At 36.0% G+C, this 23,554-nt stretch carries 18 protein-coding genes; 10 read left to right on the top strand and 8 right to left on the bottom strand.

The window, feature by feature from the left end; genetic code table 11:
• Window positions 1–4 precede the first annotated feature (4 nt).
• From I130_RS04790 to I130_RS04765, 6 genes are all read left to right on the top strand, one after another.
• Window positions 5–1,465: a RagB/SusD family nutrient uptake outer membrane protein gene (locus I130_RS04790; protein WP_034919999.1), complete on the top strand. Its 1,461-nt coding sequence runs from the start codon at window positions 5–7 to the stop codon at window positions 1,463–1,465.
• Window positions 1,466–1,487: 22 nt separating this feature from the next.
• Complete coding sequence (locus tag I130_RS04785; protein WP_034919998.1) at window positions 1,488–4,187, top strand: hypothetical protein; 2,700 nt, start codon at window positions 1,488–1,490, stop codon at window positions 4,185–4,187.
• Between the two features lie 11 nt (window positions 4,188–4,198).
• Window positions 4,199–5,851 carry a family 16 glycosylhydrolase gene (locus I130_RS04780; RefSeq protein WP_034919997.1) on the top strand — a complete coding sequence of 551 codons (1,653 nt, stop codon included), beginning with the start codon at window positions 4,199–4,201 and terminating at the stop codon, window positions 5,849–5,851.
• Window positions 5,852–5,915: 64 nt separating this feature from the next.
• Window positions 5,916–8,195 (top strand): beta-glucosidase BglX, encoded by a 2,280-nt coding sequence (gene bglX, locus I130_RS04775; protein ID WP_034919996.1) that lies wholly within the window; start codon window positions 5,916–5,918, stop codon window positions 8,193–8,195.
• Between the two features lie 12 nt (window positions 8,196–8,207).
• The gene (locus tag I130_RS04770; protein WP_034919993.1) at window positions 8,208–8,963 is read left to right on the top strand and encodes a family 16 glycosylhydrolase; all 756 of its coding nucleotides are present in this window, start codon (window positions 8,208–8,210) and stop codon (window positions 8,961–8,963) included.
• Window positions 8,964–8,991: 28 nt separating this feature from the next.
• The gene (locus I130_RS04765) at window positions 8,992–10,392 is read left to right on the top strand and encodes a sugar porter family MFS transporter (protein WP_034919990.1); all 1,401 of its coding nucleotides are present in this window, start codon (window positions 8,992–8,994) and stop codon (window positions 10,390–10,392) included.
• Between the two features lie 249 nt (window positions 10,393–10,641).
• Here I130_RS04765 and I130_RS04760 read toward each other — a convergent pair whose 3' ends face one another.
• Window positions 10,642–11,091, bottom strand: coding sequence for a nucleoside deaminase (locus tag I130_RS04760; RefSeq protein WP_034919988.1), 450 nt, complete (start codon window positions 11,089–11,091; stop codon window positions 10,642–10,644).
• Between the two features lie 38 nt (window positions 11,092–11,129).
• Here I130_RS04760 and dxs point away from each other — a divergent pair, with 38 nt between their 5' ends.
• Window positions 11,130–12,905, top strand: coding sequence for a 1-deoxy-D-xylulose-5-phosphate synthase (gene dxs, locus I130_RS04755; RefSeq protein ID WP_034919985.1), 1,776 nt, complete (start codon window positions 11,130–11,132; stop codon window positions 12,903–12,905).
• A gap of 77 nt (window positions 12,906–12,982) precedes the next feature.
• Window positions 12,983–13,939, top strand: coding sequence for a DUF3078 domain-containing protein (locus I130_RS04750; protein WP_232224024.1), 957 nt, complete (start codon window positions 12,983–12,985; stop codon window positions 13,937–13,939).
• On the opposite strand, the gene I130_RS04745 is transcribed toward I130_RS04750, so the two are convergent.
• The 6 genes from I130_RS04745 to I130_RS04720 all read right to left on the bottom strand — a co-directional run bounded on the left by I130_RS04745 (window position 13,940) and on the right by I130_RS04720 (window position 21,977).
• Window positions 13,940–15,079 carry a sensor histidine kinase gene (locus I130_RS04745; RefSeq protein ID WP_034919980.1) on the bottom strand — a complete coding sequence of 380 codons (1,140 nt, stop codon included), beginning with the start codon at window positions 15,077–15,079 and terminating at the stop codon, window positions 13,940–13,942. It lies immediately after the preceding gene.
• A gap of 27 nt (window positions 15,080–15,106) precedes the next feature.
• A complete protein-coding gene (gene dgt / locus I130_RS04740; protein WP_034920495.1) occupies window positions 15,107–16,453 on the bottom strand; it encodes a dGTP triphosphohydrolase in 1,347 nt (448 codons plus the stop codon).
• Window positions 16,454–16,533: 80 nt separating this feature from the next.
• Window positions 16,534–16,911: a GxxExxY protein gene (locus tag I130_RS04735; RefSeq protein ID WP_034919978.1), complete on the bottom strand. Its 378-nt coding sequence runs from the start codon at window positions 16,909–16,911 to the stop codon at window positions 16,534–16,536.
• A 139-nt stretch (window positions 16,912–17,050) separates the two neighbouring features.
• Complete coding sequence (locus tag I130_RS04730; RefSeq protein WP_034919975.1) at window positions 17,051–19,525, bottom strand: ribonucleoside-diphosphate reductase subunit alpha; 2,475 nt, start codon at window positions 19,523–19,525, stop codon at window positions 17,051–17,053.
• 194 nt (window positions 19,526–19,719) lie between these two features.
• Entirely contained in the window at window positions 19,720–20,697 is a 978-nt protein-coding gene (locus tag I130_RS04725; protein WP_034919974.1) for a ribonucleotide-diphosphate reductase subunit beta, read from the bottom strand.
• Between the two features lie 710 nt (window positions 20,698–21,407).
• The gene (locus I130_RS04720) at window positions 21,408–21,977 is read right to left on the bottom strand and encodes a DUF3109 family protein (RefSeq protein WP_034919971.1); all 570 of its coding nucleotides are present in this window, start codon (window positions 21,975–21,977) and stop codon (window positions 21,408–21,410) included.
• A gap of 145 nt (window positions 21,978–22,122) precedes the next feature.
• Here I130_RS04720 and I130_RS04715 point away from each other — a divergent pair, with 145 nt between their 5' ends.
• Both I130_RS04715 and I130_RS04710 read left to right on the top strand, forming a co-directional pair.
• The gene (locus I130_RS04715) at window positions 22,123–22,698 is read left to right on the top strand and encodes a MarC family protein (RefSeq protein WP_034919969.1); all 576 of its coding nucleotides are present in this window, start codon (window positions 22,123–22,125) and stop codon (window positions 22,696–22,698) included.
• Entirely contained in the window at window positions 22,695–22,895 is a 201-nt protein-coding gene (locus tag I130_RS04710; protein WP_034919967.1) for a hypothetical protein, read from the top strand. Before I130_RS04715 ends, I130_RS04710 begins: the two co-directional genes overlap by 4 nt.
• A 334-nt stretch (window positions 22,896–23,229) precedes the next feature.
• Here I130_RS04710 and I130_RS04705 read toward each other — a convergent pair whose 3' ends face one another.
• Window positions 23,230–23,550: a hypothetical protein gene (locus I130_RS04705; RefSeq protein ID WP_232224023.1), complete on the bottom strand. Its 321-nt coding sequence runs from the start codon at window positions 23,548–23,550 to the stop codon at window positions 23,230–23,232.
• Window positions 23,551–23,554 lie beyond the last annotated feature (4 nt).

Below are 23,554 nucleotides of genomic sequence, written 5' to 3'. Positions count from 1 at the left end.
CATAATGAAAATAAACAGTTCAATTTTTAAATCCATTTCGTTAGTCATGCTATTCGCCATGCTCCTTGGCTGTAGTGAGGATTATCTGGAAAAGACTAAGGAATACAATATAGATTCCGAAAATTATTTTAATTCTGAAGCAGATTATTACAACGCCTTAATAGGAGCTTATGATATTTTGCAATCAACCTATGTAAATGTTTTATTAGGTGAAATAGCATCAGATAACACTTTAAGTGGTGGAGAAAGCGCTACAGATGTGATAGGTTTTCAGCAAGTAGATGAAATGACACACACTCAGGTAAATGATAATCTGGATGATGTCTGGGATTGGAATTTTGCAGGAGTTCAACGTGCTAATTACATCCTTGAGTTTCAAGACAAAACAGAATTTGACGGGAAAAATAAAATTATAGCAGAAGCTCGATTTTTAAGGGCCTATTTCACATTCGAACTTGTTAAATGGTTCGGGCCATTACCTTTAAAGGGGGATGCACGTTTTGTGTTAGGAGACGAAAAGTCTATTCCAAGATCTCCGGTAACTGAGGTATATGCACAAATTGAAGGCGATCTTAAATTCGCAATTGACAATCTGGATTATACGGCACCGCAAATAGGTCGAGTTACTAAGGGTGCTGCACAGGCATTGTTAGGAAAGGCATATTTATATCAGAGAAAATATCCAGAAGCGGCAGATGTACTTGATAACTTAATAGTAAATGGACCATATTCCCTTTCAGATTTTGCTACACTTTTTGAACAAGAAGGAGAGAATAATTCAGAATCGGTTTTTGAAATTCAATATACAGGAGAAGAAGGCGCAGGATTTGATTGTTTACAATGTAGTGAAGGAAATGTTGCCGTAGGGTTTCAAGGAATAAGAAATTATACAGGTCCTTTGTTTGAATCTGGATTTAGTTTTAATGTGCCTACTCAGGAAGCATACGATATGTTCGCTGATAATGATATAAGAAAAGATATCTCAATTCTAGATATTGAGGCTTGGGCAGACGAAACCGGAGCATCGTATATAGAAGGATATAAACACACCGGATATTTCAATAGAAAATATCTTCCAAGAAAGAATGAGAATGCTGGGGACGCCAATCTTACACAACCCAATAATTACAGAGCGATACGTTTTGCAGATGTTCTGTTAATGGCTGCTGAAGCATACCAAAAAAGTGGGAGCGATGAGAAAGCTAGAACTTACCTGAATCTGGTAAGAGATAGAGCTGAATTAGACCCTGCAACAGAGTCTGGGAATAGCTTGGCCGATGTAATTTTTCAAGAGAGAAGATTAGAGTTAATTGGAGAAGGGCATCGTTTCTTTGATCTGGTAAGAACAGATAGAGCCGCTCAAAATATTGATGGTTTTACCACTGGTAAAAACGAATTATTTCCTATTCCATTAGAAGAAATAGAGTTTTCACAAGGTAATTGGAGTCAAAATCCTGGATATTAATAAAATTTAAATCAAGTTTAAAATGAGACATATTAAAAAATTATTAGTGTTGTTTTTAGTTTTTAGTGGGATTACCTCCTGTGAGAAAGAGGAAGTATCCTACGCATTGCAGGACATTTCTGCACCAACAGATGTTAATGCAATATTCGATATTTCACAAGATGAAGTGGGATTAGTAACATTAACGCCAACTGGTCAGGGTGCTTCTAGCTTTGAAGTTTATTTTGGGGATGTGGAAAATGAATCTCCAACCATTGTGAATCCTGGGGAGACTATAAGTCATACCTATGCAGAGGGAGAATACAACTTAAGAATTGTGGCGGTAGGATTAACCGGCTTAACAAGTGAATTAGTTCGAGTAGTAACGGTCTCTTTCGATCCTCCAACAGATCTTGAAGTAGATATAAAAATATCTACAACAAATCCTTTTGAACTGTTAGTGACTCCTACAGCAACCAACGCAACGGTTTACGACGTGTATTTTGGAGATGTAGAAGATGAAGAACCTCTTACTATAATGGATACAGAAACTGCTTCTCATGTGTATACTGAAGTTGGCGATTATATTGTAAGAGTTGTAGCAAGAGGTGGAGGAGCAGCCACCTTAGAGTATACCGAAGAGGTAACAATTACAGGAGCAGTTAATGCAGTTACACTTCCAATTACTTTTGAAGATGCAACCGTAAATTATGCTGCATCTGGTTTTGGAGCCGCAGATTTTGGACCAATCCCTGCTGAAGTTATCGATAATCCGGATGCATCCGGAATAAATACTTCTGCAAAAGTATTTTCAGTTAATAAACTACAAGATGCACAGGTTTGGGCAGGAGCAAGCATTCCGCTTGCAGGTCCTATAGACTTTACAAATTCAACGACTGTTTCTATTAAGGTATGGTCTCCAAGAGCAGGAACTCCAATCTTGTTCAAAATTGAAGATTCCAGTTCACCAAAAGACAATAATGGAAATCCAACGGTCTTCGTAGAAATTCAAACGAGCACTACCTTGGTAAATACCTGGGAAGAAATAACATTCGACTTAAGTAGTATTGATTCTTTCGATGCAGCAAACTCTTATGATACCGCTATTGTATTTCCAGATTTTGGAACTGCTGGAAAAGGGGAATTGTTTTATTTTGATGATATCAAATTAGATGGGGAAGGAGCTTCTGAACCAGTGAAGCTTCCAATCACATTCGATGATGCTACCGTAAATTATACCGTTAATGGTTTTGGAGCCGCAGATTTTGGACCAATCCCTGCAGAAGTGATCAATAATCCGGATGCTTCGGGAATAAATACTACTGCAAAAGTTCTTTCAGTTAATAAACTACAAGATGCACAGGTATGGGCAGGAGCAAGTATTCCACTTGCGGGTCCTATTGACTTTTCAAATTCAACCACTGTTTCATTGAAGGTTTGGTCTCCAAGAGCAGGAACACCAATCTTGTTCAAAATTGAAGATTCCAACTCTCCAAAAGACAATAATGGAAATCCAACGGTCTTTGTAGAAATTCAGACGAGCTCAACCATGGTAAATACTTGGGAAGAAATAACATTCGACCTAAGTTCTATTGCATCTTTCGATGCATCAAATTCTTACGATACCGCTATAGTATTTCCAGATTTTGGAACTGCTGGAAAAGGAGAGCTGTTTTATTTCGATGATATTAAGTTAGCTGCAGATGGGGGAACCGGTGGTGGAACAAATGGCGGAACCAATCCAACTGCTGCAGCACCAACTCCAACCAACTCCGCGGGAAACGTGAAGTCTATATTTAGTGATGTATATTCAGATCCTGCCGGAGTAAACTATTACCCGGACTGGGGTCAGTCTACCGCTTTTGAAATGATTGATATAAGCGGAAATGAAACTATTAAATATAGTAATATAAATTACCAGGGAATCCTTACTGGGGAGGTTGTAGATGCATCTACTTTCGAATTTGTTCATATTGATGTATGGTCTGCGGATTATACTTCCCTTCCTTTCTTTCTCATTAGTGGGTCAGGAGAAAAAAGTGTCACACTGACTTTGATTCCAAATCAATGGAATAGCATTGATATACCACTATCAGATTTTACAGGCCAGGGGCTTGTAATTAGTGACCTTAAAGAATTTAAATTTGATGTTCAGCCTAATGATGGAGGTACTATATTCATAGACAATCTGTATTTCCATAAAACCGGCGACGGTGGTGACGGTGGCGGCACTTCCGGTACCGCTCCACATTCTCCAATCGATTTTGAAACAGGTGGAAATGGCGCAAACTGGACCTGGAGCGTATTTGAAAATGATACAAATCCTGCGTTGGAATTTGTAACAAATCCGGGTGCATCCGGGATCAATACATCTTCAACTGTTGCCAAATTTACAGCTTTACAGGGAGGACAACCTTATGCAGGTGTTGAATCTGAACACGGTTCAGATATTGGGTCTTTTACCTTTGATGAATCAAACAAAATTGTCAGAATTATGGTGTATAAATCTGTAATAAGTGATGTAGGATTGAAATTTTCAGAATCAAACGGGGAGGCTCAGCCTGAAGTAAAGGTTGCCAATACCAAAATAAATGAATGGGAAGAATTAACCTTTGACATGTCAGGAAGTATTGGTAAAGGAATAACTGGAATTATTGATCAAATAATCATTTTTCCGGATTTTCAATCCAGAACTTCGGATAACGTAGTTTATTTTGATAATATCACATTTGGTAGTAATTAAAATTAAAAAACATGAAAAATATTAAGAGTATTATATTTTCTCTGATGCTGGTATTTCTCTTCGTTGGTTGTGATCAAGATGACTACGAGCTTGGGAAGATCACAGTACCAACAGGATTAAATGTTACTACCCAGGTAGTAGGAGCAACAGAAGACATGCCTTTTGGGGACGGAAGTGGGATGGTGACATTCAAGGCAACTGCCAATGGAGCTATGAACTATAAGTTTATTTTTAGTAATGGGAGTTCTGCTATAAGTTCAGATGGAGATTACACCCATCAATTCTCAGAATCCGGGGTGTCCACCAACAACGTAAGTATTATAGCTTATGGTGCAGGGGGTGCATCTAGTTCTAAAACTGTGGATGTAGATGTATTAGTTACTTATTCTCCACCACAAGATTTAATTGATAAATTAGTTGGAGATGGAGCTAAAGAATGGCGTATTAAAGCTGATGTTCCAGGTCATTTTGGGTTGGGACCAGTAGGAGGTGTAGTTGTTTCTGAATGGTACAGTGCAGGGCCCAATGAGAAAGCCGCTGTTGGAATGTATGATGATAGATATATCTTTGGTGAGGGTGGAACCTTTACTCATATTACAAATAACACTAATGATGATCCAACTTTAGATCCATCAGGGACTGTTTTTGGTAGAGTTAATTTAATTGATCAGTTAGGAGTTAGTGGCGGAGAAGTTAGCGGTGCAGACGTTCTAAACCTTCCGTACTCAGATTATTCTGTGAATTGGTCTATTTCAGCTCCCGGTGGTGCAGAATCAATTAACCTTACTGGAATAGGTTTTATTGGCTATTACATTGGGGGTAATCATAGATATGAAATTTTCGATCGCTCAGTGCCTAATGAATTAATACTTAAATCTACTGATGGTAATGGTGAATTTGATTGGTGGTTTATACTTACAGCTGATTCCGGAGATGAAGAAGAGCCTGAAGAACAAAGCTTTCAAACTGAATTTACGGACCTGTTATGGTCAGATGAATTCGATGGGAATGCTTTAGATACAGCGAACTGGAATTACGAAATTGGTAATGGTGACAATGGCTGGGGTAATGGAGAAGCTCAGTACTATACAAACTCTGAAGATAATGTAAAAGTTCAGGACGGAAATCTTGTTATAACGGCTAAAAGAGAGTCTGAAAGCGGGTTTGATTTTACTTCAGCAAGAATTACAACAAAAGATAAATTTGAATTTACCTATGGAAGGATTGAAGTAAAGGCTAAAATGCCGGGAGGCGGCGGAACCTGGCCTGCGATTTGGATGCTGGGGGCTAATTTTTCTGAAGTGGACTGGCCTGCGACGGGTGAGATCGATATTATGGAGTGGGTAGGTAATAACCCAATCAGAACTTCTTCAGCGCTTCATTTTCCTGGAAATTCAGGAGGAAATGCCTCAGTAGGTGAGACAACAATTACCAATGCCACTTCTGAATTTCATACTTACACGGCTGAGTGGACTGAAGAAAATATCACTTTCCTTTTAGATGGGGAAGTATATTTCATATTTGATAATGACATCTCAAAACCATTCAATAAAGATTTCTTCTTAATTTTGAATGTCGCTATGGGTGGAACTCTTGGAGGAACTATAGCAGATGATTTTCAAGAGTCATCTATGGAAATAGACTATGTAAGAGTCTACCAATAATTAAAATGTATTAGCCAAGATTATCTGGAGGAAATAGTTTCCTCCAGGTATTTATTTATCAAATATGAAAAAGCAAACCTTATATATTATAACCCTTCTATTAAGCTGCCTAACAACATTTGGTCAGAATTCTAAAATTCCTAGTTCTATTGAAAATATAGAAATGAAAATAGATTCTGTCCTGTCTTTAATGACTTTAGAAGAGAAAGTTGGACAGTTGGTGCAATACAACGGTAGTTGGGACCTAACAGGTCCTGCATCAGAACTTGGTAGTAAGCAAAAAGAAGACAATCTCAAAAATGGTCTGGTGGGCTCCATGTTAAATGTGCTTTCTGTTGAAGCAACAAGAGAAGCACAAAAACTGGTCATGGAAAATTCGAGAATGAAGATCCCTTTGATTTTTGGATACGATGTAATTCACGGTTATAAAACTATTTTTCCTATTCCTCTGGGCGAAACAGCAAGTTGGGATTTGGATGCAATGGAACGTTCTGCCCGTATTGCAGCTATAGAATCTGTTGCAGAAGGAGTGAACTGGACTTTTTCACCAATGATAGATGTTTCCAGGGATGCACGTTGGGGACGAATTATGGAAGGTTCAGGGGAAGATCCTTATCTTACCTCTGTAGTTGGTGTTGCTAAAATAAAAGGATATCAGGGAGACGATCTGGCAGGAGATCTTACAATAGCAGCAACTGCTAAGCATTTTGCTGGATATGGTTTTGCTGAAGCGGGAAGAGATTATAATACGGTAAATTTAGGTGAGAATGAGTTACAAAACTCAGTCCTTCCTCCATTTAAAGCTGCAGCCGAGGCGGGGGTAGCAACTTTTATGAACTCTTTTAATGAAATTGATGGAATTCCATCAACAGGAAACAAGTATCTACAAAGAGATCTTTTAAAAGGGGAATGGGATTGGAAAGGCTTTATGGTTTCAGATTGGGCTTCTATTACTGAAATGATAGATCATGGTTTTGCGAAGGACAAAAAGCATGCTGCACAAATTGCCATGAATGCAGGAAGCGATATGGATATGGAAGGCGGCGCTTATGAATCCAGTCTTGCTGAATTAGTTAAAGAAGGAAGCATAGAAGAAACATTAATTGATGACGCGGTAAAGCGAGTTTTAAGGGTAAAGTTTAAATTAGGCCTTTTTGAAGATCCTTATAAATACTCTAACCCAGATGTTAAAAAGAATATATCTTATGAAGATCATAGAAAGGAAGCAAGAACAATTGCCGCAAAATCTATTGTACTTCTGAAGAATGAAAAACAATTATTACCAATAAATAACACTGTGAAATCTATCGCTGTTATTGGACCTTTGGCTAATGATAAAGATGCACCAATTGGAAATTGGAGAGCACAAGGAGAAGCAAATTCTGCAGTTTCTGTATTAGAAGGAATAAAAGGCGCAGTGAACAAGAATACGAAGGTAGAATATGCTTTAGGGACTATTTTAGGAACTAGCGAACGATCCTTTTTATTACCATTAGATATTAATACTTCTGATAGATCTGGATTTCAAGCGGCTATAGAGCTTGCTAAGAATTCAGAATTAGTGGTAATGGTACTGGGAGAAGATGCATTTCAAGCTGGAGAGGGAAGAAGTCAGGCGAAAATTGGTTTGGCTGGTCTTCAGCAGGAACTTTTAGAAGAAATTAAAAAGGTAAATAGCAATATAGTTTTGGTGCTTATTAACGGAAGACCAATGGAGATCTCTTGGGCATCAGAAAATCTTCCAGCTATTGTTGTAGCATGGCAATTGGGGTCAGAAAGTGGAAATGCGATTGCAGATGTGCTATTCGGAAAATACAATCCTTCAGGAAAATTACCGGTATCATTTCCTAGATTAGTAGGGCAGGAACCTTTATACTATAATCAAAAAAATACTGGAAGACCTACAAATGGCGAACATGTAACCTATTCTCATTATACCGATGTTAAGAAAGATGCGTTGTATCCTTTTGGATATGGGTTGAGCTATACGCAATTTGAATATGGTGATTTATCCCTTTCAAGAACTGAAATGAATTCAGAAAATAATATAGAAGCTACGATCACGATAAAAAATACTGGGAAAGTAAAAGGAAAAGAAGTGGTACAATTATATCTTCAGGACATTATCGGGAGCAGAACAAGACCTGTAAAGGAGCTGAAAGGCTTTCAGTTAGTAGAGCTGGAGCCGGGAGAAAGTAAAACTGTAACATTCCCTATCACAACAAAAATGTTAGAATTTTATACTGCTAACAGAGTTTGGGAAGTTGAAGATGGAGAATTTAATATATTTGTTGGAGGAAATTCCATAGATTTAAAGTCTTCTAACTTTAAATTTAAAAATTAATTGGATCATTTCATGAATTACAAATTAGCAATTCTTGTAATAAGCCTGTTGCCATTCACATCTTGCGCACCAAAGATCTTTCAGGATAATTTTAATGGAAATTCCCTTAACATGGATCATTGGAGTTATGAGGAAGGGGATGGGTGCCCAAATCTATGCGGTTGGGGAAATAATGAGCTTCAGATCTATGATAGAGAATATGTTAAAGTAGAAGACGGAAATCTGGTGATTACGGCAGTAAAAAAAGGTGAGCGATATTTCTCAGGTAAAATCAATACCAAAAATAAAATTGAATTTCAATATGGAAGTATTGAGGTTAGAGCTAAATTAGCAACTGCTAAAGGTTTTTGGCCGGCACTTTGGATGTTGGGAGCAGATGTGAATGAAGTTGGTTGGCCAGCTTCTGGAGAAATAGATATTATGGAATATGTAGGTAAAGAGCCTGGCGTGGTGTTTACTACACTTCATACACCAATAAGTCATGGCAATACTGTAAATACTAAAAAATCGAAAATTGAAGGGATAGAAGATGGTTTTCATATTTTTAAGGCAGATTGGAGTAAAGACAATATCAAATTCTATGTAGATGAGGTATTGTTGTACACATTTGTTCCAAAAGAGTATGATGAAAAACATTATCCTTTTAGAAAACCCTTTTATTTCTTGATCAATCTAGCAGTTGGTGGGAATTTAGGAGGTGCAGTTGTGGATGATTATGCATTGCCTCAAAAACTTTACGTAGATTACATTAAGGTTACAAAATTATAAAAATATATTACCACCAAATTCTTCAACAATGAAAAACCAGACATTTCTAATTTTAATCACCATTGTTTCCGCCTTAGGGGGTTTACTCTTTGGATATGACACCGGAGTAATTAACGGATCACAATACTATTTTAGCCAGTATTTCGATTTGGATGCAGGAATGAAAGGTTGGGTTGTTGGTAGTGCCTTAATTGGTTGTTTTGTGGGTGCAATCTTATCGGGACCACTTAGTAAGGGGATAGGGAGAAAATATTCGTTGATCATTTCCGCGATATTATTTTCTATTTCCGCATGGGGTTCTGGATTGCCAGCCTTTTTGCCAGAATCTGTAAGCTTATTGGTAGTATTCAGAATTATTGGAGGTTTAGGGATTGGAATAGCATCTATGAATGCCCCAACTTATATTGCTGAAATCGCTCCTGCGAAAATTAGAGGGACCTTAGTTACTTATTACCAACTAGCGATTGTAGTTGGTTTCTTTGTGGTTTTTTTAGCGACCTATTTTATTGGTAATAGCGCTACGGAAGCAGAAAATATTCAGTCTGGTTGGAGAATGATGTTCTGGTCTGAACTTATTCCAAGTTTATCATTTCTATTTTTATTATTCTTTGTGCCTAAAAGTCCGCGTTGGCTTGCTATGAAAGGTTTGAGATCTGATGCATTAAAAGTCCTAACCAGAATTCATGGTGCAGAGATTGCTGAAAATGAAATTATCGAGATTGAGAAATCACTTCAGAAAGACAATAACAAATTGAAGGTGAGTATTTTCGCAAAAGGTGTTTTTGCAATTATAGCTATAGGTACAGTTCTTTCTATGTTGCAGCAATTCACAGGGATCAATGCGGTGTTATATTATGGAGCCGATATCTTTGAAAAAGCCTTAGGTTTTGGAAAGGATGATGTGTTGCTACAACAAGTATTATTAGCAGGAATCAATTTAGTATTCACTTTTGTTGCGATGGCCACTGTAGATAGGTTTGGTAGAAAGCCACTTTTATATATTGGAGCGGTAGGAATGTTAGCTGGATTTATATTATTAGGAACCACCTTAATGACCAACTCTGTAGGAATACTATCCCTAATAGGAGTATTGTTATTTATAGCCTCTTTCGCTATGTCTATGGGCCCAGTTGTTTGGGTGATTCTTTCAGAAATGTTCCCAAATAATATAAGAAGCGCCGCTATGTCTATTGCAGTTGCCGCACAATGGGCAGCAAATTATATGGTAACTCAATCTTTCCCAATGGTTGCTGAAAGTGAAGTGAACGCAAGTGATTTTTGGAATGGATCTTTACCATATTTTATCTTTTCAGTATTCATCTTGGGAATTATATTTTTTACCTATAAATATATCCCTGAAACAAAAGGAAAAACTTTAGAAGAGCTTGAAGATATGTGGGATATTCCTGAGGAATCTTTGAAATCATAAAGTATTTATAATACAAATAAACCCTTCACGGAGTAATAAAACTACTTTTTGAAGGGGGTTTTATTTAAACTAGATTCCTCTCCCGATAGGAATGACTTTTGTCATCCTGAGCGTAGCATAGCGGAGCGAAGGATCTCAGCGGAATAATATTTTGGTTTATAATGGATTCCTACTTTGTCGGAATGACAAGGGTTTATCATCCTGAGCTGGCCGAAGGATCTCATTGAGTCAGAATTTCTAATAAAAAATCTAATTCAAATTCCTGCGTTCAATAAAGAAGCGTTTAAGAAGTTTAGAAGATTCTTCTTCCATTATTCCAGTTTTCACAGTTGTTTTTGGATGTAATTGCCCACCCATTTTCCTATATCCACGTTCATGATCTGTAGCCGCAAAGATTAAATTGGAAAGCTGGCTCCAGTATAAAGCACCTGCACACATCTGGCAAGGCTCTAAGGTTACATACATTGTGCAATCCTTCAGATATTTTCCGCCTAAAAAATTAGCAGCAGCGGTTATTGCCTGCATTTCGGCATGAGCAGTTACATCATTCAGCATTTCGGTAAGGTTGTGCCCCCGCGCGATGATCTGCTGATTTATTACAATTACTACCCCAACAGGAATTTCTCCTTTTTCGTAAGCGTAAGAAGCCTCATCTAAGGCTTTTCGCATAAAATACTCGTCGTCAAAAATCAATTGCATATCCAAAAATACAAATTCAAAATGTACCTTTGCTTTTCATGGAAAAAAGTATTTTAAATAATATTGATTCCCCATTAGATCTACGCAAACTTTCTATCGAAGAATTACCGATTCTGGCAAAGGAACTCAGGAAATTCATCATAGATATCGTAGCTACTAAAGAGGGGCATTTAGGTGCTAGTTTAGGGGTTATAGAGCTAACCATTGCTCTGCATTATGCCTTTAACACTCCCAATGACCTCTTGGTTTGGGATGTAGGCCATCAAGCTTATGGGCATAAGATTCTTACTGGAAGACGCGATATATTTGATACTAACAGACAATTACATGGTCTAAGCGGATTTCCCAAGAGATCTGAAAGTAAATATGATACTTTTGGAGTTGGGCATTCTTCTACTTCTATTTCTGCTGCATTAGGAATGGCAATTGCTTCAAATTTGAAAGGAGAATTTAACAAGCAGCACATTGCAGTTATAGGAGATGCTTCTATTGCTAGCGGGATGGCTTTTGAAGGCTTGAATCATGCCGGAGTGAGCAAAGCCAACTTGTTGGTGATATTAAATGATAATGCTATTGGAATAGATCCTAGCGTGGGTGCATTAAAACAATATCTTACAAAAGCAAAAGTTGGTCACAAACCACAGCAAGACAATATGGTTGAGGCTTTGAATTTTAATTATTTTGGCCCTGTAGACGGTCACGATATTCAAGGATTACTAAAGACTTTTGAGGAATTAAAAAAAATACAAGGCCCAAAATTCCTTCATGTCATTACTACCAAAGGAAAAGGCTTGAAGAAAGCTGAAGAAGATCAGGTAAAGTACCATGCTCCGGGAAAATTCACTCCCGAAACAGGTGAGTTATTACCTTCTAACTCAGCCGGATTACCTTTAAAATATCAAGACGTTTTTGGACTGACTTTAGTAGAATTAGCTAAAAAAAACGAAAAAATAATAGGGATTACTCCAGCAATGCCAACGGGGAGTTCTTTAAAATATATGATGGAAGCTTTTCCTGAAAGAGCTTTTGATGTTGGGATAGCAGAACAGCATGCGGTTACCTTGTCTGCAGGAATGAGTACGCAGGGATTTGTTGTGTATTGTGCTATTTATTCTACATTTTTACAACGTGCATACGACCAAGTGATACATGATGTTGCAATACAGGATCTTCCGGTGATCTTTTGCTTAGATAGAGCCGGTTTGGTGGGAGAAGATGGAGCTACGCATCATGGTGTTTTTGACATTGCTTATTTAAGATGTATCCCAAATTTAATAATTGCTGCGCCTCGCGATGAGGTGGAATTACGAAATTTGTTATACACCTCGCAAATAAACTTACAACATCCATTAGTAATCCGCTATCCTCGGGGAAGAGGAGTGCGCTTAGATTGGAAGCAGGAATTCAAAAAACTGAAGCTAGGGAAGGGAGAATTGCTGAGAGAAGGAACAGACTTAGCAGTAATTAGTGTGGGAACTATTGCTGAAAATGTTAAGCAGGCAATTGTATCCCTGAATGCCAAAGTTAAAGTAGCTCATTATGATGCAGGTTTTATAAAACCATTAGATGAAGTTATGCTGCATAAAATGTTTTCGAAATTTAAAAAAGTGGTTACAGTGGAGGAAGGAGCCATCTCTGGAGGATTTGGAAGTGCAGTTTTAGAATTCGCTGCGAAATACAATTATACCAGTCAGATTAAATGTTTGGGAATTCCAGATCAATTTATAGAACAAGGAAGTATGAAAGAATTATATGAAATCGTTAAATTGGACGTTAGAAGTATAGTTGATGCCATTAATGACTTTTTAAAATAATACTAGCCTAATTTATAATGAGATTTAAGTTTACCCCAATCATACCCATAGTATTAGTTTTTCTTTTTTCCGTTTCCATGACATTTGGAAATCGTTTACCAAAAACCATTTCGGACACTACTGCTGTAGATAGTACTAAAACAGATTCTATTAAAGAAGATAGTCAGGATATTTTGATGATGTGGTCTAAGAAGAACTCTGTTGGTATAAATATGAATGAAGTTGCATTTGTAAACTGGAATGCTGGAGGTAACAATTCAATTTCGGCCCTGTTCTATGGAAATTTCGAAAGAAAATTTCAAAAGGATCTTTTGCTTTGGAAGACATCTGCAACTGTAAGGTACGGGCTTAATGCTCAAGACGGCAGAAAAGTTAGAAAGACAGATGATGAGATCTCCTTAAATTCCACTTATGGATATAAGCGGGATTCTACTTCAAATTTCAGGTATTCTGCAAAATTCAATTTTAAAACACAGTTTGCAAATGGTTATAAATACCCGCAACGGGACAAAGAGATCTCTAGTTTTATGGCTCCTGGATATGTGTTTTTGGGGGTAGGTGCAGAGTATTCTGCGCCTAAGGAAGATCTTACCGTTTATCTATCTCCTTTAACAGATAAGTCTACTTTTGTTTTAGACCAAAGGTTGGCAGATGAAGGCATGTTTGGGGTAACTCCAGCTGTAAGAGACAGTATTGGGAATATTATTACCAGAGGGGAAAATGTGCGCACAGAAGTTGGGATATTGGTAACTAACAATTTTAGTAAAGAGGTTTTTACCAATGTGAATCTGGAGAACCAGGTAAGTTTTTATACAGATTATCTTAATAAGTTTGGAAACATAGATGTTGACTGGGAGCTGAAATTGAATTTGGTGGTTAATGAATTTGTAAAGGCTAATATAGGGTCTCATCTAATTTACGATGACGATGTAAAATTCAAAGAAGACACAAATGACGATGGCACCTTAGAAACTTTAGGGCCAAAAATTCAGTTTAAACAATTATTGGGGGTGGGAGTGATGTACGAGTTTTAATTAAGCCTCTACATTTAAAAGCGTCCTCGTTTTTCCGGGCACATTGCTATATTTATTTAATTTGATCTGAAATTCGGTTCCAAAACCTTTTTCACTCCGTAAAATGACTGTCCCTCCATGTGCTTCGGCAACCATTTTCACTAATGTTAAGCCAATTCCATAACTCCGGATTTTCTTTTCTCTTTGCTGTTTTCCATGTTCTAAAAAGGTAAAAATTTCTTTTTGTTTTTCTTTAGGAATTGGTTCTCCATAATTGTGGACAGAGATATGTAACCATTCTTCTTCATTAGTAATCTTAATAACTACTGGTTTTTCAGAATGGCCATATTTTATGCCATTGGTTACAAGATTTTCTAAAAGTCTTCTTATTGCAGTGGCATCAAAAACACCTTCAACTGCTTCTTCTTTTTTCTCTAAAATTATTTCTTCTGAAAACACCTCGCAAGCTTCATCATAAACAGTTTGAATATCTGCGCTAAGATCCATTTGTGTAAATGATAGCATAATTCCTTCTCCCGCCTTAACAGTAATAGAATCTAACAAGCCCTCTATAAGGTCTATAGCTTTATTAACACTATTGTAAGACATTTTCTTTACCTTCTTGAATCTTTCTTCTCCTGCTTTATAATCTAACATTTCTATAGCCATTCGAGCAGCTGCGAGAGGATTTCTAATATCATGAGCCAATGTCCCAATTAATTTATGCTGCATTTCTTCTATAGACTCTGTAAATGAAGCAACAGAATTAAGCATTGCTTTATCTATAGCGCATTTTATAAGATGAAATAAGGATTTTTCAGTGATTTGATTTTGGTGAAGTACTCTTATAATTACGTTGTTGAAAATTATATATTCATGTATTATTTGATCTACTGTATAATTAGGAGAAGTGGCCCGATGTCTCCCATGCTCCAAACTGTTTTTTTCTATTTTATGGAGCTTTTCATCATTAAAATAATCATCGGTATTTTCGTGATGATTCATAATATCAATAATATCTTCCAGAATATTTGGAACGTGATCGTGAAGTGCAATTTTATTAGTACTTGGGGCGGCTTTAACTACTTCTAGAACCTCTTTTTCCCAGAGATCTATAATTTCATCACGTTTATTTTTTAGTAGTCTGGCAGTTTTTCTCATGTTTTTAGTTGTAGGGAATAGAAAATATCATATACGGTTTCCTTTATATCTATTAAAAGACGCTACAGTAATCCCATCGGTTAGAGAAGCAGTGTATGTGCAAAGTTGCATTAAAGTTTCATAAACTGTTTGTCCATCTTGAATTATTAATTTAGGAACCGATTTTCTTACCAGATTATTGTAATTGGAGTCTTCTAGTTCTATAGATTCCGGTAAAAAGGCTTCCGTATAGGTGTCTAGTAAATGAGAGAGCATTTTATAGCCCGCAATTTCCTTATTGATTACTTCTTCACTTTGATAAATTCGTTCTACAGAGATCTTAATAATGTCCTTGATTTGCGCTTCGTAACTGCTCATATCAAATAGCGATTCATGAAATTCCCCTTTTAAGATCGCTTCTTCATTTTCCAGGAAAATATCTACAGCTTCGGTGATAAGCGTATTAATAGCCAGTGCTCTCAAATAGCTTAATCTATCTGCAGTGTTGGTAAGGGAATTATATTTTGAAGTGTTTATGCTATTTTTTACAAGCTTAATTAAATATTCCAGAGCATATTCCTCATCTATCAAACCTAGATTAATGCCATCTTCAAAGTCGATGATAGTATAACAAATATCATCTGCAGCTTCCACTAAAAATGCCAGTGGATGTCTTGTGTATGCTGTAAATTCACCATTTCTAACATTATTAAGACCTAGTTCTTCTGCAATCTCTTCAAATATTTCTTTTTCCGTTTGAAAAACACCAAATTTCTTATCGCCTATATTTTTTGTGGGTTTATGCGGAAGGGATTCTTTCGGGTATTTTATAAATGCTCCCAAAGTGGCATAGGACAAACGCAAACCACCTTCTATTCCAGGTCTGTTTTCTGTTAGGATCTTAAAGCCGTTAGCATTCCCTTCGAATTTTATGAGATCCTGATATTCTTTATCTGAAAGTTGTTCTTTAAAACGCTTTCCATTACCAAGGCTAAAGTATTCTCCAATTGCTTTCTCGCCAGAATGTCCAAAAGGTGGATTTCCGATATCGTGCGCTAAAGCAGCAGCAGCTACTATTGCTCCAAAATCATTCATTTGGTATCCATGAGTTTCCTTTAGCTGAGGATGCTTTTCTAGGATCTTTTGCCCAGCAAGTCTCCCTAAGGATCTTCCAACTACAGAAACTTCTAAACTGTGGGTTAAACGGGTATGGACAAAATCTGTTTTAGAAAGCGGAATTACCTGGGTTTTATCTTGAAGGCTTCTAAAGGCCGAAGAAAAAATAATGCGATCGTAATCTACTTCGAAACCAAGACGGGTTTCGTTTTGTTCTTTTCGTAATCTTTTATTAGTATCTCCATATCTCTTTAAAGAAAGAAGTTGTTCCCAATTCATCATGTTGTAATTTTATTTCTCCCGCAGATCTCGCGAATTTTCGCAGATTTTTATCTACGCTTTTGTTTATATTTAAAAAATTATAATCCATTTACTTTCCTAAAAATACCGGAGTTTATATTTTCCACATTAAAGTTGACTAAAATAGCCAATTTTAATTTTGTGAGCTTTAAATACGTGATTGTTTGTTTATGATGAACCTCGGCTAAGTTCTCGACAGATTTCACTTCAATTATCACTTTGTCTTCAATTAAAAGATCTAACCTGAATCCTACTTCTAATTTTTCGCCTTCGTAGTAAACTGGAACGGGAACTTCTCTTTTAACTTTTAAACCTACTTTACTTAATTCATATAGCAATGTAGCAACATACACAGATTCTAAAAGTCCAGGACCTAAATTGTTATAGACATTAAAGATGGCTCCTCTAACTTTATAAGAAATTTGGTTTTCATCCATAACATAATCTTACTTTTCTGCGTTTATCGGCGCGATCTGCGGGCTTATTTCTTTTAAAGTACTAAAAAAGGGAAGTAAACTTGCGAATACTTCCCTTTTGTTAATGATGACTATATACTAGTCGGGGTAAAATTGAATTTTAAGACCCACACATCAGGCAATCATCACCTTCTGCTTCCTTGGCTTGAGCAATAAGTGCTTTTAGCTCGTCTGGAGAAAGTGCATCTCCTTCTACAGCTACTTCTGCAGGTTGCGGTGTTGGTTGAGCTGCCGCTTTTATTGGAGCAACCACTACATCTGGTTGCGCTAATTCTGCGTAAGATTCTAATACCGGTTCTTTCTTAGTTTCTTTAGAAAGGGTGAACTTAATAGCGTCTACCGCACTCTTAGTTCTTAAGTAATACATTCCAGTTTTAAGTCCGCTCTTCCATGCGTAAAAGTGCATTGAAGTTAACTTGCTATTGTTTGCATTTTCCATGAACAGGTTAAGCGATTGTGACTGATCTATGAAATATCCACGTTGTCTGGACATGTCTATAATATCCTTCATACTTAATTCCCAAACTGTTTTGTACAATTCCTTAAGGTCTTGAGGGATAATATCTATTCCTTGTACAGATCCGTTTGCCCGTAAAATAGCATTTTTTACATCTTCTGTCCAAAGGTTACGTTCTACAAGATCTTCTAATAGGTGCTTGTTCACAACTATGAATTCTCCTGAAAGTACTCTTCTTGTATAGATGTTAGATGTATAAGGCTCAAAAGCCTCGTTATTTCCAAGAATCTGAGAAGTGGAAGCTGTAGGCATTGGCGCCATTAAAAGGGAGTTTCTAACTCCGTTCTTCATTACTTGCTTACGCAACTTAGCCCAATCCCAACGCCCGCTAAGGTCTTCATCTTTAATTCCCCACATATTATACTGAAATTCTCCTTTACTAATTGGAGATCCTTCGTAGGTAGAGTATGGTCCTTCTTCAATTGCCAATTCCATAGAAGCCGTAACAGATGCGAAATAAAGGGTTTCAAATATTTCCTGATTCAAAGCTTTTGCCTCGTCACTGGTAAATGGCATTCTTAATTTTATAAAAGCATCTGCCAATCCTTGTACTCCTAATCCAACAGGACGGTGACGCACATTAGAGTTTTCTGCTTCTTTAACAGGGTAGTAGTTTCTATCTATTACCTTATTTAAATTCTTAATTACTCGTTTGGTGATCTTATAAAGTTCCTTATGATCAAATTCTTTACCTTTTATAAACATAGGTAAAGCGATAGAAGCAAGGTTACAAACCGCAACTTCATCTGGGCTAGTATATTCCATGATCTCTGTACAGAGGTTGGAAGATCTAATAGTCCCAAGGTTTTTCTGATTGGATTTTCTGTTTGCTGCATCTTTGTACAACATGTAAGGAGTTCCAGTCTCTACTTGAGATTCTAAGATTTTCTCCCATAACTCGCGAGCCTTGATAGTTTTTCTACCTTTTCCTTCTTCTTCGTATTTATGATACAAAGCTTCGAATTCATCTCCATAAATATCGAAAAGTCCCGGGCATTCATTAGGGCACATAAGCGTCCAAGTTGAATCTTGTTCTACACGTTGCATGAAAAGATCTGGGATCCACATTGCATAAAATAGATCTCTTGCACGCATTTCCTCTTTTCCGTGGTTCTTTTTAAGATCTAGAAAATCGAAGATATCTGCATGCCATGGTTCTACATACATTGCAAAAGAACCTTTACGTTTTCCTCCACCTTGATCTACGTATCTCGCAGTATCATTAAATACTCTAAGCATAGGCACAATCCCGTTGGAAGTTCCATTGGTTCCGGAAATATAAGATCCAGTTGCACGAACATTGTGTATAGATAATCCAATTCCACCTGCAGATTGTGAGATCTTGGCGGTTTGCTTTAACGTATCGTATATACCATCTATACTATCATCTTTCATTGTAAGAAGAAAGCAGGATGACATTTGTGGTTTTGGTGTTCCTGAATTGAAAAGCGTAGGCGTTGCATGCGTAAAGAACTTTTTAGACATTAAGTCGTAAGTTTCTATTGCCGCATCAATATCATCTATATGAATTCCAATGGAAACACGCATTAACATATGTTGTGGGCGCTCTGCTATTTTCCCATTCAATTTCAATAAATACGAACGCTCTAAGGTTTTAAATCCGAAGTAATCGTAATTAAAATCACGATTATATATAATTGTTGAATCTAGTAGTTCTTTATTTTCCTGAATGACTTTTTGAACTTCATCTGCTAAAAGAGGAGCATCTTTTCCAGTTCTAGGATTTACATATTCATGAAGGTCTGTCATTACCTCAGAAAATGTTTTCTTAGTATTCTTGTGTAGGTTAGATACAGAAATTCTTGCAGCAAGTTTGGCGTAATCTGGGTGAGAAGTAGTCATGGTTGCAGAAACCTCTGCAGCAAGATTATCTAATTCACTTGTGGTAACACCATCATATAAACCTTCAATAACGCGCATTGCAACCTTAAGCGGATCCACAAGTTCGTTTAAACCATAACAAAGTTTTCTAATTCTGGCTGTAATTTTGTCGAACATAACAGGCTCTTTACGGCCGTCTCTTTTTAGTACATACATAGACTTGTGGTGTTTAATGGGCTTGTGTTCTATGAGTAATCAAGGAATACAAACAGAAATTTATATTAACCGAAAAGTAGAAGTAGAGAAGTTGGGGTTCTCAATTTCAGTTATTCGAATATTTTCCGGGTTAAAAAAATATTAAATACGATCGCGATGGGGGGCACGATCATATTTAATTGAAAAACGCTTAATTAAAAGTCAGCGTCAAAACTTATTTTATCGGTGTCTTTATCTTTATTCATTACACCCGCTTTTTGGTATTCACCAACTCGTTTTTCAAAGAAGTTTGTTTTTCCTTGTAAGTTGATCATATCCATAAAGTCAAATGGATTTGCACTACCATATTCTTTTTCACATCCAAATTCTACTAACAATCTATCTGCAACAAATTCCAGATATTCCGTCATTAATTTGGCATTCATACCAATAAGACTTGCTGGTAAAGATTCGGTGATAAATTCACGCTCAATAGTTAAAGCATCGGTAAGTATTTGGCGAATACGTTCTTTAGGCACTTTATTTATAATGTGATTTTGGTGTAAATGCACTGCGAAGTCACAGTGAACACCCTCGTCACGAGATATCAATTCGTTAGAGAAAGTAAGCCCTGGCATTAATCCACGTTTCTTTAACCAGAAAATAGAGCAAAAAGCTCCAGAGAAGAAAATTCCTTCTACTGCAGCAAATGCAATTAATCTTTCAGCAAAAGAATCAGATTCTATCCACTGTAAAGCCCAATCTGCTTTTTTCTTGATAGCAGGAAATGTCTCTATAGCGTGAAAAAGCTGATCTTTTTCTTTTTCATCTTTTACGTATGTATCTATAAGTAGAGAATACGTTTCAGAATGAATATTTTCCATCATAATTTGGAAACCATAAAAGAATTTTGCTTCTGCGTATTGAACTTCGTTCACGAAATTTTCAGCAAGATTTTCATTTACAATACCATCTGACGCTGCAAAAAACGCAAGAATATGTTTTATAAAATAACGCTCATCTGCGTTCAACTTATTGTTCCAATCTGAAAGATCTTGATGAAGATCGATCTCTTCAGCAGTCCAAAAACTTGCTTCCATTTTTTTATACCAATCCCAAATATCATGATGTTTAATTGGAAAGATTACAAATCGATCTTTGTTCTCTTGTAAAATGGGTTCAAGTTGTGCCATAGAATAGTGGTTTTTTAAGGTGATCTAAACGTGAAATTCTCGTTCAAACAAATATTGAAAAATCTATTAGATTTTGAAAGGAAAATGGACAAACGTTTTCAACAAAGTTTTTAACAGAGCTGTAATTTTAAATTCTTAAAATAATATTAAATAAGCTCGATAATATATTGGCAATCAGTTCATTGTAATTATTTGTAAAAAACTAACCAAACATAGGTAAATACAGTGGAACCCCTTTAAAACAGACTGATACAAGCTTGTTTAATAGCTATTAACAATTAGCCTTTTTCCGACTAAATTTTAACAAATCGAGGAATGGAGTTTTATGTGATCTAGAAGAGAGTAGAAAAGAAAATAATTAAAAGTAGATTGAAAGATCTAAGATTAAAAAGCTTAGATCTTTTTAAAATTTAATTATTATGATAAACAGTCAGAGTTGTATTTCTGTTTTGGAAGTACATTTAAAAAAATCTTGAAAAGTGAGATTTTTCGAGAAAGTATATAAAAAGGGGGAAGGGGAATACTAAAAATGTTGGGTAATATGCTGACAGAAATTTACAACCATAATTATAACCAATAGTTATAATTAACTTATAATTAAGTTGTTATTTGATATTTTTAACTCGCAATTAATTTTTATCTATCAATGGGATTTTCAAAATTCAAATTATTGAAAACAATTGAGGTTTTTGATACAGAAGAGGAAGATTTTATTTATTTAATTTCTGTGCGGTTTCTTCAAGTTCGCCATACCAGTCTTCTCCAAACTTTCTTATCAATGCTTGTTTTACAAATTTGTAGACGGGAACTTGCAATTCTTTACCAAGAGTACATGCATCATCGCAAATATGCCAATGATGATAATTTACTGCTGCAAATTCAGAATAATCCTGAACTCTAACTGGATATAAATGACAGGATACTGGCTTTTTCCAATCGATCTCACCTTGATTATATGCTTCTTCAATTCCGCATAGGGCAGTCCCTCTATTATCAAAGGTCACATAAGCACAATCTGCTCCATTTATAAGAGGAGTTTCTAACTCACCATCCTCGGTAGTGATAAATGTACCTTGAGCTTCTATGGCTGCAATTCCTTCTTTACGTAGAAAAGGCTTAACGTTAGGATAAATATCTTGAAGTATTTTAGTTTCTTCGGCATCTAAAGGTGCTCCGGCATCGCCGTCTATACAACAAGCGCCTTTACATGCAGCTAGATTGCACACGAAATCCTTTTGGATTATATCTTCAGAAACGATGGTTTTACCTATTTGGAACATAGCCGCAAAGATATTATATAAACTGAATTTATAGACCCTTTAACCTAGGTTTTTTAAGGATTCCTGCTTTTGTAAATTTCCTAAGGAATTTATTTGCTTTCTGCAATTTAAGAGTAATTTTGCGGCGATTTTAAAGTTTATTGTTATGAAATTAGATATTCGTGAAATTGGTACCGCCAGCATGATTTTATTCGCTGTAATAGATATCATTGGAAGTATCCCAATCATTATAGATCTAAAGAAAAAAGCAGGTCATATACAAAGCGAAAAGGCTTCTATTGTAGCAGGTATATTAATGATTATGTTTCTGTTTGTAGGAGCAGAGATCTTAAATTTAATTGGAATAGATGTGAACTCTTTTGCAGTTGCAGGTTCCTTTATCTTGTTTTTTCTAGCTCTTGAAATGATTCTTGGAATAACGCTCTATAAAGATGATACACCAGAAACTTCTGCTGTGGTTCCTTTGGCCTTTCCTTTAATAGCAGGGGCTGGGACAATGACAACCTTATTGTCTTTAAGATCAGAATATGATACAATTAATATTATTGTTGCAATTGTAATCAATATCATCTTTGTCTTTTTAGTGCTAAAGTCTTCTGGTAAGATTGAGCACTTTTTAGGAAAACAAGGAATTAACGTAATCCGAAAAATATTTGGTGTAATTTTATTAGCTATCGCTGTGAAATTATTTGCTGCTAACATTCAGAATTTATTTAAATGAGAATATTTATCTACATATTAATAGCGCTTTCTGCTGCTGTTGTTGCCTACAATATTACAGTCTTAAATTTTGATGATCTTTTAAGTGAGGATAGTTCAATAGCACTTATTGGAATTGTTGGTGCAGCTTGTGTTATTGTTTTGCTTTCAATTTTATTGACATCTAAAGCAATAGATAAAAAAGTGAATGGCAAGTAATTGAGGAATTTTTAATCAGTTCATTATCACGCAACCTGATCTACTTAAGAATTAAATTTATGCGTATGATTATTCTTACGCAACAATCAAATTACGAAGGAATTGTCTTACAAAATTAGTTAATCGATATATTATACTTTGTAATATTGATTTAACCCTTTTCTAAAACTTTAGGTTCTCTGAAAAAATCTCTTTGTCTTCAAAAATTGTTCTTTTATATTTATTACAGAAGTATTTATATTTGTTTCAAATAATTGAATTACAAATAGTTAAAATAATTTAGACTTGTTATTTTTGATAGATTACACGGATAATAATCCTTACGACAAATTTCTTATGTATAAAATAATGTGAAATAAGTAACAACTGTAACTGGTAGTGAAGCGATCATTAAGATAATAAACACGCGATGAAGCTTTCTATAAAGTAAAGCTCTTTTAAGTTTGGATTTAAAATCGGAATCCGCAGAAGAATCTATTTGACTTTTTATGGCTCCCAGAGAAACATTTGATGAATCTACCAAGATCTCTTTTTGTAAGAATAGTAGCGCACTGTTATCCAATAGGCGGAAGCTCACTGCCACAATGTAAAAGAACAAAGGAGACAGTAAAAGGAAAATGGCCGTATAGTCGTTGTAAGCATCCAAACTGTCCACGAAT

The organism is Gillisia sp. CAL575 (genome assembly GCF_000403785.1).
Classification (GTDB): domain Bacteria; phylum Bacteroidota; class Bacteroidia; order Flavobacteriales; family Flavobacteriaceae; genus Gillisia.
This window is presented reverse-complemented; position numbering and strand designations above follow the sequence as displayed.

What these genes read in the sequence shown, in the direction of transcription:
- dgt (WP_034920495.1), bottom strand. Translation starts at nt 16,453, where the DNA reads ATGAATTGGGAACAACTTCTTTCTTTAAAGAGATATGGAGATACTAAT.
- I130_RS04725 (WP_034919974.1), bottom strand. Translation starts at nt 20,697, where the DNA reads ATGGCACAACTTGAACCCATTTTACAAGAGAACAAAGATCGATTTGTA.
- I130_RS04760 (WP_034919988.1), bottom strand. Translation starts at nt 11,091, where the DNA reads ATGCAATTGATTTTTGACGACGAGTATTTTATGCGAAAAGCCTTAGAT.
- I130_RS04785 (WP_034919998.1), top strand. Translation starts at nt 1,488, where the DNA reads ATGAGACATATTAAAAAATTATTAGTGTTGTTTTTAGTTTTTAGTGGG.
- I130_RS04770 (WP_034919993.1), top strand. Translation starts at nt 8,208, where the DNA reads ATGAATTACAAATTAGCAATTCTTGTAATAAGCCTGTTGCCATTCACA.
- I130_RS04735 (WP_034919978.1), bottom strand. Translation starts at nt 16,911, where the DNA reads ATGGATGAAAACCAAATTTCTTATAAAGTTAGAGGAGCCATCTTTAAT.
- bglX (WP_034919996.1), top strand. Translation starts at nt 5,916, where the DNA reads ATGAAAAAGCAAACCTTATATATTATAACCCTTCTATTAAGCTGCCTA.
- I130_RS04715 (WP_034919969.1), top strand. Translation starts at nt 22,123, where the DNA reads ATGAAATTAGATATTCGTGAAATTGGTACCGCCAGCATGATTTTATTC.
- dxs (WP_034919985.1), top strand. Translation starts at nt 11,130, where the DNA reads ATGGAAAAAAGTATTTTAAATAATATTGATTCCCCATTAGATCTACGC.
- I130_RS04710 (WP_034919967.1), top strand. Translation starts at nt 22,695, where the DNA reads ATGAGAATATTTATCTACATATTAATAGCGCTTTCTGCTGCTGTTGTT.
- I130_RS04730 (WP_034919975.1), bottom strand. Translation starts at nt 19,525, where the DNA reads ATGTATGTACTAAAAAGAGACGGCCGTAAAGAGCCTGTTATGTTCGAC.
- I130_RS04780 (WP_034919997.1), top strand. Translation starts at nt 4,199, where the DNA reads ATGAAAAATATTAAGAGTATTATATTTTCTCTGATGCTGGTATTTCTC.
- I130_RS04745 (WP_034919980.1), bottom strand. Translation starts at nt 15,079, where the DNA reads ATGAGAAAAACTGCCAGACTACTAAAAAATAAACGTGATGAAATTATA.
- I130_RS04720 (WP_034919971.1), bottom strand. Translation starts at nt 21,977, where the DNA reads ATGTTCCAAATAGGTAAAACCATCGTTTCTGAAGATATAATCCAAAAG.
- I130_RS04750 (WP_232224024.1), top strand. Translation starts at nt 12,983, where the DNA reads ATGACATTTGGAAATCGTTTACCAAAAACCATTTCGGACACTACTGCT.
- I130_RS04765 (WP_034919990.1), top strand. Translation starts at nt 8,992, where the DNA reads ATGAAAAACCAGACATTTCTAATTTTAATCACCATTGTTTCCGCCTTA.
- I130_RS04790 (WP_034919999.1), top strand. Translation starts at nt 5, where the DNA reads ATGAAAATAAACAGTTCAATTTTTAAATCCATTTCGTTAGTCATGCTA.